Source organism: Methylocaldum sp. RMAD-M, from assembly GCF_017832375.1.
Taxonomy (GTDB): Bacteria; Pseudomonadota; Gammaproteobacteria; order Methylococcales; family Methylococcaceae; genus Methylocaldum.
Window position 1 is genome coordinate 68,412 of sequence record NZ_JAFIBZ010000011.1, and the last position, 13,294, is coordinate 81,705.

General features: G+C 52.2%; 13 protein-coding genes. 1 reads left to right on the top strand and 12 read right to left on the bottom strand.

Annotated elements, in window-relative coordinates:
* Nucleotides 1–192 precede the first annotated feature (192 nt).
* The gene (tkt, locus tag JOD69_RS12675) at nt 193–2,220 is read right to left on the bottom strand and encodes a transketolase (RefSeq protein WP_276205402.1); all 2,028 of its coding nucleotides are present in this window, start codon (nt 2,218–2,220) and stop codon (nt 193–195) included.
* Nucleotides 2,221–2,684: 464 nt separating this feature from the next.
* Here tkt and JOD69_RS12680 point away from each other — a divergent pair, with 464 nt between their 5' ends.
* Nucleotides 2,685–3,671, top strand: a complete 987-nt coding sequence (locus tag JOD69_RS12680; protein WP_077731067.1) for a transaldolase — start codon at nt 2,685–2,687, stop codon at nt 3,669–3,671.
* A gap of 791 nt (nt 3,672–4,462) precedes the next feature.
* Here JOD69_RS12680 and JOD69_RS12685 read toward each other — a convergent pair.
* From JOD69_RS12685 to JOD69_RS12735, 11 genes are all read right to left on the bottom strand, one after another.
* Nucleotides 4,463–4,693 (bottom strand): hypothetical protein, encoded by a 231-nt coding sequence (locus JOD69_RS12685; RefSeq protein ID WP_210023972.1) that lies wholly within the window; start codon nt 4,691–4,693, stop codon nt 4,463–4,465.
* A gap of 527 nt (nt 4,694–5,220) precedes the next feature.
* Nucleotides 5,221–5,754, bottom strand: coding sequence for a 6-phospho-3-hexuloisomerase (hxlB, locus tag JOD69_RS12690; RefSeq protein WP_077731053.1), 534 nt, complete (start codon nt 5,752–5,754; stop codon nt 5,221–5,223).
* 11 nt (nt 5,755–5,765) lie between these two features.
* A complete protein-coding gene (gene hxlA / locus JOD69_RS12695; protein WP_086133943.1) occupies nt 5,766–6,407 on the bottom strand; it encodes a 3-hexulose-6-phosphate synthase in 642 nt (213 codons plus the stop codon).
* 343 nt (nt 6,408–6,750) lie between these two features.
* Entirely contained in the window at nt 6,751–7,326 is a 576-nt protein-coding gene (locus JOD69_RS12700) for a hypothetical protein (protein ID WP_077731051.1), read from the bottom strand.
* Nucleotides 7,327–7,681: 355 nt separating this feature from the next.
* The gene (gene kdsB / locus JOD69_RS12705) at nt 7,682–8,443 is read right to left on the bottom strand and encodes a 3-deoxy-manno-octulosonate cytidylyltransferase (RefSeq protein WP_077731050.1); all 762 of its coding nucleotides are present in this window, start codon (nt 8,441–8,443) and stop codon (nt 7,682–7,684) included.
* Between the two features lie 10 nt (nt 8,444–8,453).
* Nucleotides 8,454–8,642: a Trm112 family protein gene (locus tag JOD69_RS12710; RefSeq protein WP_077731049.1), complete on the bottom strand. Its 189-nt coding sequence runs from the start codon at nt 8,640–8,642 to the stop codon at nt 8,454–8,456.
* Entirely contained in the window at nt 8,623–9,633 is a 1,011-nt protein-coding gene (gene lpxK, locus JOD69_RS12715; protein WP_077731048.1) for a tetraacyldisaccharide 4'-kinase, read from the bottom strand. Before lpxK ends, JOD69_RS12710 begins: the two co-directional genes overlap by 20 nt.
* 13 nt (nt 9,634–9,646) lie before the next feature.
* Complete coding sequence (locus tag JOD69_RS12720; RefSeq protein ID WP_086133942.1) at nt 9,647–10,069, bottom strand: biopolymer transporter ExbD; 423 nt, start codon at nt 10,067–10,069, stop codon at nt 9,647–9,649.
* A 6-nt stretch (nt 10,070–10,075) separates the two neighbouring features.
* A complete protein-coding gene (locus tag JOD69_RS12725; protein ID WP_077731046.1) occupies nt 10,076–10,693 on the bottom strand; it encodes a MotA/TolQ/ExbB proton channel family protein in 618 nt (205 codons plus the stop codon).
* A gap of 172 nt (nt 10,694–10,865) precedes the next feature.
* On the bottom strand, nt 10,866–12,932 hold the full coding sequence (locus tag JOD69_RS12730; protein WP_240506919.1) for a DCC1-like thiol-disulfide oxidoreductase family protein: 2,067 nt from the start codon (nt 12,930–12,932) through the stop codon (nt 10,866–10,868).
* 69 nt (nt 12,933–13,001) lie between these two features.
* Complete coding sequence (locus tag JOD69_RS12735) at nt 13,002–13,283, bottom strand: acylphosphatase (protein ID WP_086133940.1); 282 nt, start codon at nt 13,281–13,283, stop codon at nt 13,002–13,004.
* Nucleotides 13,284–13,294 lie beyond the last annotated feature (11 nt).

A 13,294-nucleotide genomic window follows, 5' to 3' on the forward strand; every position in this document is an offset into this window, starting at 1 on the left:
ACTCCTCTCGCCTCCTGATCGCCAACTTAGCGACGAAATTCAGCCAACCGACGATTTCGTCCAAGCGACTTGCTTGAACCGAGCACTGCCGGATGGCGTATGCTCCCTTTCGGCAACCGTCCGCCCGAAGGGGAGCATCCGTTGAAAATCGTCGCCAGTTAGGCCCTTTCTCAAATCTCTAGAAAATCAATCCTAGAGAATCGACTCCACCTGTTTGACAACATTTTCGACGGTAAAGCCGAACTCCTTGAATAGTAGGCCGGCCGGTGCGGATTCGCCGAAGCGGTCCAAGCCCACGATTTTGCCATTGAGTCCTACGTACTTGAACCAGCCATCACTAACACCCGCCTCGACGACGACGCGCTTGGTAACGGCAGACGGTAATACCGACTCGCGGTATGCGGCATCTTGACCGTCGAACACATTGGTCGAAACCATGGAAACCACGCGAATTTTCTTACCCTTGCCTGAAAGCTCCTCCGCCGCCTTCAACGCCAGCTCGACTTCCGAGCCCGTGGCGATGATGATCGCATCCGGCGTCCCATCAGAGTCGCGAACGACGTAACCGCCGCGCCGGATGGCGTCGATCTGCGCCGGAGTGCGAGACACGTGAGGCAGGTTCTGCCGCGAGAAGATCAGGCATGAAGGACCATCCTTGCGCTCAATTGCGGTTTTCCAAGCCACCGCCGTTTCCACCGAGTCGCACGGACGCCAGACCTGCATGTTTGGAATCATGCGCAGCGTGGCAGTTTGTTCGATCGGTTGATGTGTCGGACCATCTTCGCCCAGACCGATGGAGTCGTGGGTGTAGACATAAATCACCGATGCCTTCATGAGGGCCGACATACGCAGCGCGTTGCGTGCGTATTCGGAAAACATCAGGAAGGTCCCGCCGTAAGGTTTAAAACCGCCGTGTAAGGCGATGCCGTTCATAATCGCCGACATGCCGAACTCACGCACGCCATAGTAGACGTAATTGCCGTCGTAACCTTCTGCATTCACGTTCTTGCAGCCGGACCAGATGGTCAGGTTGGAGCCTGCAAGGTCGGCAGAGCCGCCCATGATTTCGGGCAGCAGCGGTCCGAAACCGTTAAGAGCGTTCTGCGACGCTTTTCGGCTCGCGATGGTTTCGGCTTTCTCATTAACTTTCGCGATGAAGGCTTCCGACTTCTCTGCCCAGTCGCGGGGCAACTCGCCTGCCATGCGGCGCTCGAATTCAGCAGCCAATTCCGGATACTCGCTGCGATAGTTTTCGAAGCGGTCGTTCCAGTCGGACTCGGCCTTCGCGCCGATTTCATTCGCATCCCACGCTTCATAAATTTCGGACGGGATTTCGAACGCCGGATGCGGCCAGCCGATGGTCTCACGGACCAAAGCTACTTCATCGGCACCCAATGCGGCGCCGTGGCATTCTTCCTTGCCCTGCTTATTGGGAGAGCCCCAACCGATGATCGTCTGGCAACAGATCAAAGAGGGCTTGTCGGTAACGGCGCGTGCTTCCTCGATGGCCTTCTTCACAGCCTCTGCGTCATGACCGTCGACTTTCGGGATGACGTGCCAGCCGTAGGCTTCAAAACGCTTCGGGGTATCATCCATGAACCAGCCTGGCGTGTTGCCGTGGCCGCGTACTTCACCATCGATCGAAATATTGTTGTCGTCGTAAAATGCGATCAGCTTGCCGAGCTTCATGGATCCGGCAAGCGAGCAAGCTTCGTGGGAAATGCCTTCCATCAAGCAGCCATCGCCCAAGAATGCATAAGTGTAATGATCGACGATTTTGTGGCCGGGACGGTTGAATTGGCCTGCCAGCGTACGTTCGGCCAACGCCATGCCGACCGCGTTGGTGATGCCCTGCCCCAAAGGACCGGTGGTCGTTTCAACGCCCGGTGCATAACCGTATTCCGGATGGCCCGGTGTTTTGGAGTGGAGCTGACGGAAATTTTTCAGCTCTTCGATCGGGAGGTCGTAACCGGTCAAATGCAGCAACGAGTACAAGAGCATGGAACCGTGACCGTTGGAAAGAACGAAGCGGTCGCGATCCGGCCATTTCGGGTTTGCCGGATTGTGCCGCATATAATCGTTCCACAGCACCTCGGCGATATCTGCCATTCCCATTGGCGCTCCCGGATGCCCGGAATTCGCTTTTTGTACAGCATCCATGCTCAAAGCGCGTATGGCGTTTGCTAATTCTCGACGCGAAGGCATATTTTTCTCCTTGATACTTTTTATGGTTAGCTTACGAAAGTAGGGATGGAATTTTATCAGCCTGATCGGCTTTGTCACCAGATTCGCACGAGCGTGCCGTCGGCTGATGGATTCTTCCCCCTTTGAGGTCAATCATTGACAGCTGTTGGAGCCAAAAACATTGCTCCGAGCATTATCCAAGAATCGTCCTGGACCAAAGAACGTAAATGCGTCAGGGCGCCGCTCAAGACTTGCCAGTGTATCGAAAGTCTTCTCCCAACCGATTTGGCAACGACCTGCACACGTAAGCCTGCCGTTCTTGTTAAGACGGTTTGGTTCCATGTATCCTTAGCCGGTTATTGCTGTAGCAGGCCTTAGAGTATTTCTGATCAAGCAGTTCCGTCAGAAATGCTTGTAGTGCCAAATGCAATAGTAATCGGGAGCCGGGATGTTCCCGTAGCTCTCCAGACACATATTACTTTGAAATGCAGGATTCGATTATGCCAAAGAATTTACTTGACCAACTCCGAGAAATGACGGTGGTTGTGGCCGACACCGGCGACATTCAGGCTATAGAAACCTTTAAGCCCCGAGATGCGACTACCAACCCCTCGCTCATTACCGCCGCCGCCCAAATGCCTCAGTATCAGGGCATCGTCGACGACACACTGAAAGGGGCGAGACAGACTCTGGGCAAGGATGCACAGGCATCGCAGGTAGCTTCCCTCGCTTTCGATCGGTTGGCCGTTTCCTTTGGCCTAAAAATTCTGGAAATCATCGAAGGCCGCGTTTCCACGGAAGTGGACGCAAGACTTTCTTATGATACCGAGAGCACTATAGCCAAGGCTCGCGAGATCATCGCGCAGTACGAAGCTGCGGGCATTTCAAAAGAACGCGTGCTCATCAAAATCGCTGCCACCTGGGAAGGCATACAAGCCGCCGGAGTACTGGAAAAGGAAGGCATTCATTGCAACCTGACGCTATTGTTCGGCTTGCATCAGGCGATTGCCTGCGCCGAGGCGGGCGTCACGTTGATTTCTCCCTTTGTTGGGCGAATTCTGGACTGGTATAAGAAAGATACCGGACGCCACTCTTATCCGCCCGCCGAAGATCCAGGTGTTCTTTCGGTCACCCAAATCTACAACTATTACAAGAAGTTTGGCTACAAGACGGAAGTCATGGGCGCGAGCTTCCGGAATATCGGCGAAATTACCGAGTTGGCCGGCTGTGACCTCCTGACCATTGCGCCCTCTCTGTTGTCCGAGCTACAGTCTACCGAGGACGAGCTGCCGCGGAAGTTGGATCCGCAAAAGGCCGCTAGTGCCTCGATCGACAAAATCGCTATGGACAAAGCGACTTACGACCGGATGCATGCCGAGAATCGCATGGCTTCGGAAAAGCTGTCAGAGGGTATCGACGGTTTCACCAAGGCCTTGGAAACGTTGGAAAAACTCCTTGCGACCCGACTATCCTACCTTGAGGGATAGAGGAGACTCTAACTACGCGGCTGAGAATATTTCCGGATCCGAGATCCGGAGGGCGGCCAACTTCTATGGCGATGTGGAACACGTCGACAATCTGGAAGAAGTAGTCGCTTATTCGATGCCGCGATTTTCGTGTAAGAGTTTGGGTGGAACACCGATTAAAACGTCGGCCAGACATCGTTGATTGCCGACGTTGTCCACCCTAGCAAGAAGCGACCTCGAGGAATGCGATCCTTTCAGCTCAACGGTGCGGACCAATTAATCGCTTTCTTTTCCATTGGTTCCAAACGTCCTTATCGGCGCAATAGTCCTCGACAATAGTTTTTTCAAGGATCGCCAGCCCATAATCATCCGAGCGATCTGCCCTATCTCCGGTCTTCCTGCCTTGTCAGACCAATATGCGCCATCTTGCATTGAGTCAACCAAGAAAGATGCCTAAAACTGGTCGTTTATATATTGACATGGTTCAGCGAGGAAAAATTAATCAATTGGGCGGACGTGTTTTCTATTCGTTAAGTTGGAGAAGCAAAATGCCCCCTTCATTTATCCATGAATCTAAGACCCGTGTGTTACCCCGAAAATTATCGGGCACAATGGGCGTCACTCTAATCATTGCAACGTGCTTATTTTCAGCCAGTGCGTTAGCTCATGTTATTAGTGAAGAGGACCATCACGCCTTTGAGCATAAGTATGCTGATATGTGCGTGAAAAAAGAAAAAGCAAATCCGAATAGAGTCATTACAAGCGATGATTCCCCGATCATAAACCTGTGTGAATGCATAGCACAGGAAGAATCAAAGCGCCTTACGATCGATGAAGTGAAAAAATTCCTTCGCGAAAATAAGTACCCCGTATCCCTTCTCATCAAGGCGGGCCAAGCCGAGAACATATGCTCTCAAAAACTGCGACAAACCAAACAATAAGCGCTTCAGATAAAAGCGCATGCCGGCCTCAAGCATTTGCAATGCTTTGCTCGAGCTAGCTATTCCGGAATCTGTGCCGCAGCTACGCGCGAAGTTGCGCATGCGTCAGAGCCAGGAACTGAAACGGAGCCTTTAAATTGAGACGGACTCGGATGATGAGTCCTTCATCTGTAGTCTACAGACCTGGCGGTCTGGAAAATCGGCAGCGAGGAGTATTTTTTGTGAGGCGCTATCACTACGCCCATCCGATCGGTTTCGCTGGCATCGTGAAAAGCGATATAAGCGTGCATGGTTGACGCACGTGCAGGCGCTGAAAAGCGAACAGTCTCGGCACAAGACCATTGTTCGATACGAGCTTTGCCAGGGTGCAATATCTTAACGAGCTACAAGGCCCGTCAAATACTCGCTCATGGTCTATTGAAGGGCACTACGATAGTACCGCACCCCTCAGGCATCGTGGCCGGACTTTCTTCGTAAGTTAATCCGGCCACAAGACCAAACTCGCTATCTGCGTATCAACTGTTCGGTCGCGAGCAGTTGTGTTAACACACAGCGCGTAACGATTTGATTCCCTGACATTCGACTAGGCCAATACATAATACATACATATTGGCCTTAGCCTTAAGACACTACTCCAGATTAGCGTGTCTTGTCCTCATCTCTTCTTCCGGAATTCCCTTCTCATGAATGATGTGGGCGATCGTAGCTTCCAAGAAGATCAACGTCGATAACTCGAACGTGGTACCCATTGGCATGCCTACAACTTTGCCATACTGCTCCGCAGTGCCAATCTGGCACACGAAATCCGCCATATCGCCAATTGTTGAGCTGTTCTTTGTGGACAGCAAAACGATTTTTGCGCCCTGCTCCTTAGCACGTTTGGTGAATGCAATCATCGTCTCCGTTTCTCCGGAGCCCGAGATCACGATGAATAAATCACCCTTTCGAATGCTCGGGGTAACAATTTCACCAACTACGTATGCATCATAACCGCCGTGCATCAGTCGCATCGCAAAGAATCTTGCGACTAGTCCCGATCGACCGGCACCAGCCACAAACACTCGCGACGCCTCGTCGAGCATGCGAGTCAATTTTTCATCATAGGTGGGATCTGTGGCTCCTAAGACGCCAGAAATCTTTTCTATGATCGTTTTTTGATGCATAAGATGCCCCTTTATGCGGCGCTAGCGAGCTCGCAAATCTCACGTGCGGCATCAGCAGGCGAAGGAGCACCGTAAATTGCAGCGCCAACAACAACAATGTTTGCACCGGCACGCGCAACCTGCTGGACGGTCGACTGCTTGATTCCACCGGCAACAGAGATTCTGACGGGCAGGTTCAGTCTGGCAATGGCTTGCAAGTCGGCAAACGGAGTTTGCCCAGCCGCCTGCGCATCAAGACCCGTGTGAACGCCAATGATATGAGCGCCAAGCCTGGCGGACTCTCTGGCACATGCTACTTTGTCCGGTACATTGATGAGATCGACTTGTACTTCTGCATTGTGCGCGTTGGCGGCCTTGATTACGCCGGCGATGGTGGGAAGACCGGACACACCGAGAACCGTACAGATATCGGCGCCTGCCGCATAGAAAGGCGTCGCCTCGTACTCGCCGGCGTCCATCGTTTTGAGATCGACCAAAATCAGTTTGTTCGGGTATTTCTTCCTCAATTCTCTGACCAGGCTGACTCCATTATGCTTAATGCAGGGCGTTCCGATTTCGAAGATATCCACATAAGGCGCCGCAAGGCCAGCAAGTTTCAAAGTCTGGTTGACGTCCAAAGAATCTAATGCCAATTGTATTAATGGTCTTGCCATGATAGGTACTCCAATTGTTATAGTTGATTAGATACTTATTAACTTAATCTTTATAAATGCATTCTTTAAACGCATTATTTGTTAACTCTAAAGTAGAACCGGGATAGGTGTCAACGATCCTCTGTCGCTCTCTCGTATCTATCATCGCCAGCGCGCGACACCGTGAACACATGTGCAGTTTCACGACTATGCGTCGGGACAATCGGTGGATAGCGGCGATGAATCGAAAAATGCGGGATTATTCGAGCCAGCACATAAGAGATGACTTAACCAGCTTCTGCGTCTAATGCCTGCCAAAGCCAAGTTTTGGAGGAACCTATCACTTTCTGCGATAACAGCCGTTTTATCTTGCGGTCTCTTCGAGATTTTTCAGGTACTTCGCCACCCCCGTTACGGCTGCCGCTGGTTTGGCAGCTGAAGGTAGATTTTTCAGGTATTTAGCCACGCCGGTTTCGCCCGCAGCGGCTTTGGCAGGTTCCGAAAGGGTTTTCATGTACTTTGCCACGCCGGTTTCGCCCGCTGCACCGCTCGAAACTGGCGCAGGTGCATGCTGAACAGGCTGGACATTAGATCCGGATTGTCTGCTGCTCCAGAAGATGAAACCAGCCAAGCCCAGAACGATCAAGCCGATTGGATAATTTTCCGCCAAGGGATTCTCGGCTTTTGCGGCAGCAGCACCAGAGCTGGGTTGATCGGCTGATACCGCCGTCGAGCTGCTCGAATCCTGCTTCGCCTGCATGGTTTGTACGGTTTTTGCTCGTTCCTTTGCAGCCTCAGCGTGCTTGGCGATTAAATCAGCGTCTTGGGTAATGACTACCGGCTCAAAGTCTGCTGCTGGGTATTCTGATTCCGCCATCGCCAACGGGCTGGCTAGCAGCAGCGCCGTAAGTATCGCTTTCGTCAAATTACGTTTTTTCACATCATTCTCCTAAACATCTTAAGAAATGGATGAAGACCCCCGCCAGCATGCGCTGGATGGCCACTCCTGACTTAGTATAAGGGGGCGCATCATCAAATGGAATATATGAGGCTCTTTCAATGACCTGTGAGCACAAAAGATGCGCGTTTTGATGATCAACTGAGCTCAGTAAACCATTCCGGCGAAGCCCTCCGTAGCGCTAGCTGCCCGCCGAAGAGTGAGTATACATGTGCATCACTGACTTGCATCGGGAGAAAATCCTGATCTCAGATGATGGGGCGAGTTCCGGTAAACACAGGCGCCCTCCGAGCAAGCCCGGTGATGCGGCCATGCGAAAGAAAAACACCCCATCGAACTAACGCATGGACAATAGCTGGTCGACCCGCTGTAGGTCATCCTTGGTATCAACCCCTGCTTCAGGCGCTTCCTCGATTACCCTGACCAGAATACGTTCTCCCTGCCACAAAATGCGCAGTTGCTCCAGGGCTTCGACGGCTTCCAACTCGGACGGTGGCCAGCTTACATAGCGCCGCAGAAAACCGGCCGAGTACGCGTAGATACCGATATGCCGGAGATACGGAAAGTTTTCTGGCAAAAGACTGCTGTCGCAGGAAAAACCAGCCCGATGCCAAGGGATGGGAGCCCGACTGAAATAAAGTGCGTAGCCGGTGTTATCGACCACGGCCTTAACGACATTCGGGTCGAAGACTTCTATGTGACTTTTGATGGGTGTGGCGAGCGTAGCGACCTGAGCGATACTCTGGTCGGCCAGAATCATGGCAAGCATCCTCACCAAGTTCGGCCGCATTAAGGGCTCATCGCCCTGAAGATTGACGACGATTTCGTCATCCGACCAACCCAATTGATCGGCCACCTCGGCTATTCGCTCGCTACCGCTAGTATGATCCTTTCGGGTCATCAGCGCACGTATCGGCAGATGGCTTACGGCTTCACGGATTCGTTCGTCGTCGGTGGCAACGATGACATTATCACCCGCTTCTAAGGCGCGTTCACAGACATGGACGATCATCGGACGTCCGGCTAAAGGAAGCAGAGGCTTGCCGGGCAGCCGACTTGACCCGTAGCGTGCCGGAATGACGATATTGAAGGACGGCATGGTGCTGCGGTTACGAAAGAGCGTCGTATTCTTCAAGGCTGATCTTTCGTGCCTCGTTTTCCAGCATCACCGGAATGTCATCGCGTATCGGATAAGCGAGTCTGTCCGCTTTGCAAATCAACTCCTGCTGCTCCTTCCTAAAAAGAAGTTCGCCTTTGCAAACAGGGCAGACCAGGATCTCAAGCAGTTTTCTGTCCATTGCATTTAGCCTTCAATATGGTTAACAAATTTACTCCGAACTCGGTCGGTAGCGTCGCTTCGACAGGCACATACCATAAATTCGAAGCGCCGAAAGTTCGGCATTTGATAGCGTCTTTTTCGGTCATCACGATTGGGAGGCCTTCGGCAAAACCTAAGTCTTCGACCCGATACTGATGATGATCGGGAAACTCGCGGCTGTCGAACTTCAACCCGAAGCTCCGGAGATGGCTGAAAAACCGCTGCGGATTGCCAATTCCGGCAATTGCGTAAAAAGCGCGCCCACCGAAGGATCTTAGGGGCTCTTTTACTTGTTCCTCTTGCAGATTAACGGCCACTCCGCCGTCCAGAGACATGAAATATTCACCGGGCGGAGCCTCTGCCGAATAAATCCTCAAGTCTACCGAACTCAATCGCTCGACTGGCTCCCGCAGAGGCCCTGCGGGTAGGCAGTGACCATTGCCGAATTGCCTCGCACCGTCCACTACAGCGATTTCTACGTCGCGATACAGGGCATAATGCTGTAACCCATCGTCCGACAGAATAATGTCACAGTCGGTTCTTTCTAACAGCGCTTTTGCGGCCTCGGTGCGTTTCGGGAAAACGAACACCGGGCAACCGGTTCGCCGGGCAATGAGCAGAGGCTCGTCACCTACAGCATGCACATCGGAATCTTCAGCGACTCGAACCGGCCGACGTCCGTGGGATGCTCCATAGCCGCGGCTGATGACGCCAGGTCTAAATCCATTCTCCTTAAGAAACCGAGCTAGCCAAATGACCAAAGGCGTTTTGCCGGTGCCGCCGACCGTCAAATTGCCGACCACAATTATCGGAACCGGCAAGCGGCTTATGCGTTTAAGTCCGTTTCGATATGACCAGCGGCGAAACGTAACGACCTGTCGAAATAAGGCTTCGAGCGGAATTAAGAAAGGATTTGGACGCGGCTTTTCATACCATTCCCGCTGAAACCAGCCAGCCAATTGCTTTTTCACGCGACTCGAACGACTAGGGATTTTCGATCGCCTCGCTCTTCGCGGCGAAAGTCACATGAGTGAAACCGAGCTGGCTGGCCGCGTCTAAAACGGTAATTACGGCTTGATGGGTGGTTTTTTGATCGGCATTGATGACCAGCAACGGATTCTTATTGTCGCCCGCGGCTTCGACAATCGCCTTTTTCAAGGTTTCGATTTGCGTGTTTACCACCTGATGCTCATTGACGAAATAACGCCCTTCGGTATCGATGACGACATCTACGCCCTTTTCTTCACCTGTTGATTGACCCGTAGCTTCGGGCAGGCGGATTTGCAGTTCTGCTTCGCGGCTGAATGTCGTGGTCAGTACCAGGAAGATCAGCAGCACGATGAGCACGTCGATCATCGGGATCAGGTTGAGCTCGGGGTAGTCCCGACGCCGCGGGCGGAAATTCATTGCCGTTTATTCCTCTTCTTGACTGCTGTAAAGAGTCTCGATCAATCGCACGGCCTCCTCCTCCATGCGCACGGCGAAGTCGATCACTCGCCCCTGAAAATATCGATAGAAAATAAGGCTCGGAATGGCAACCGCCAGGCCGGCAGCCGTGGCAATGAGGATTTCCGATATGCCGCCGGCGAGTTTGGTGGGATTCCCGATACCGCTCGCCATGGAAAACGTGGAAAAGACCTTGATCATACCCAGGACGCTGCCCAATAACCCCAGGTAAGGCGACACGGATGCGATAGTGCCCAAGGTGTTCAAGTATCGTTCGAGATCGTGGATCACCTGGCGTCCTGCCTGCTCGATACTTTCCCTCACCACCTCGCGCCCTTGCGAATAGTTCACGAGCCCTGCGGCAAGGACCGCGCCGAGCGGGGAGTTCGCCTTCAATCTGCGAATGTAGGCGGTATCCAGCCGATTTTTCCGATATTGATTCCATACTTCCGGAACGAGCTGCGGCGGGATAATACGGGTTGCACGCAAGGTCCAGAAGCGCTCCAGTATGATGGCTAAAGCCAAAATCGAACAGGCAATGATGGGCACCATGACCCATCCGCCCGCCTTAATTATTTCGAACATCGTCGATTATCCCCAACATTAGTCAGCCAACCATTTTAGTCGATCGGCTTGAAACCGGCAGTCCGTTAACATCACGGACAAGGTAAGCAGGACGCCGAATCGGGCACCTTCTGAGTCTTCGAGTCATCCGACGTTCACCCGCCAACACCTAAAAAACTCAGGTATAAAAGCATTACAAGGTTTCTATATCGATGTTCGGAAGTTCGACGCGAAAATTTCCGCGTTGCCAAATAACTTTTCCGACATCGCGCCATGGCTGAGCGATATTCTTGTGGCGCAGATCATCTTCCCAGTCCATGGGAACGCGCACTTCCTTTAATTTGACGAGAAATTCGGCGTTCGACAAATCCAATCCCAGCTCAGTACCCCAAAATGCCGTAACCTTTTTCAGGAACTTGCTCAATCGCTCCTGGTGCATGTGAGAAGTCACTGCGACGTTCGCCCACATCGACTGCACTCGGCCCCAATTTGGCGCAACCAACCGCCCCTCCTCGTTCACGAAAGGCAACCATTGCTCCCGGCCGCTTTGGTCCTTGTAAGTCAGGGCCAGGATGTGATTGTAGCCGGCGAAATGATCGTGCATGTAAAGAGCATGGGGCGTTATTCCCAAAAAAGCATGGGAAAAATTGATGACCGAATTGCTGAGGTGATCCAGCAATCGGCCGGCAGTGCCGATATCGCAAGCCTCTCCGCAGCGGTACAAGATGCCGTAATGAATCGTGCTGTTCAGTTGCAGCATCAGGACCACAATCAGGAATTTCGCGATGCGTTGCGTTTGTTGTCCAGTCGTCGCCGCATAACGTTGATACCATTGCGCGAAAGGATGCTCCTCAATTGGTGGTGGCAGCGATTGAACCGCACACGCCTCATCGCACACGATGCGTTCTCGTCGGTCCGCTATTCGGCGATAACACCGGTTTCCCAAATGGTAAATGCCCGGCAATCTCATCAGCCAACCGACTGGGGCGGTATATCCCATGCCGACCAATATGCGGATATAAGTATCCAATCCCGAATACAAGCGCCGCTCACCGTCCAAAGCGTAAAGATCTTGTAATAGCTTATTTTCAGGAATCGAATCTAGTTCCCGATATTCCTTCGCATTAGTCTGCAAGCCCTTGAAGTCAACCGCCTTGAGAATATCGAAGTGCTGAATGACGATTACGGTGCGGTTGCACAACGGGCATTGTTGATCATAGAAAACGGTCAGCCCCGGTTGCTCGAATTGGAACGCCTTCTTCAGATTGCGCCACCACCTAAACGGGACCAGTAAAAAATAATGGACCAGCATCGCAAAACCGAAGGGGTAAATATTGAGCGAGAGCACAATTCCCGTGTGAAACAACGTCCCGGTGAGCAACAGAGGAACCCGAAAGAGGCGGAACCAAAACAGGAACAAGAAGGCGAATTGGAAGACGATTATCGTGTAACCGATAAACATTTCCAGAGACTTTATGTTCAACAACGGCGTCATATCGATTGCCGACATGTAATAAGGCATGGTCGGCGGCAGCCAAGGTCCCATCCCGTTACGCCAGAAATCCGCTGAAAGTTTATGGATACCCGAATCCAGATAGAGTAATCCTAAGGAAATGGCAAGTGGAATATAGTAGGCAAGAACCGTTACTTTGTCTTGCGGCTCATACCGGTTATTCAATGTCGAGTGTCTTAATTTACGACGCAGATTATCCAGGGATAATGCTCGTTCGGTAGGCAGGAACATCAGAAGAAAGCTGGAGCCCGTCATCAACTGATCGAATCCGCCGTCGAAGTCCTGCCACATGGGGGTGAAAACGACGAATGTCACCCAGAATACATAATTAGCTACTGCGGCCCTTCGAGTGTGATACCCCACGACAAGACATGCCGCGACGCAAATCCACGCAAGGAGAAAAAAATGCAGTATGGGAGATGCTCTATCAAAAAATGGTACCGGATCAAAAATTAAATGCCGGAAATAAAATAGGAAAACAATTTCCTGGAGTATTACCAATGAAAAGCCAATTCGGAAAGCACCAAGGCCGGTGGCAGGAACTTGCTTGGCAAGCCCCTGCTCGACCAATGATTTCAGTTTTCGGTACATTGCTTGAATAATTAGGCGTGAGGGGAGCGCTATGAGCGGAATTCGAAATGAAAAACGATTCGGCGTCGCGTTACTTGCGTGTGGCACGATGACGCGAATTGTAACTCTTTGCTGACGGAATGAGCGAAGTTTTAATGCTCGGAAAGCCAAAGCCACGCGTGCCTCAGGTCTCTGGGGGAACTCGTCCGCAAAGTCAGGAGGAACGTCCAGGCCGCCTTTGGCGTGCTAAAAGTGCCTGCGTACCTCGAATGTAGTGAATTCCTCAACCGGAATTTCTTCGATCACTTCCAGTGAATCGACTTTAGCGCGCGGAGGGCCGCTCGCGCACCAATCCAAGAATTCCGCGATACGTTCCGAGGCGCCCTCCGCCAAGATTTCGACCCGGCCGTCCGGAAGATTTCGTACCCAGCCTCTTAATCCCAAGACCGAGGCGCGCTCACAGGTAGCCGCGCGGAAGAACACCCCCTGAACCACCCCCCCTACAAAAACATGAACCCGCCTCGTCATCGTTACACCTC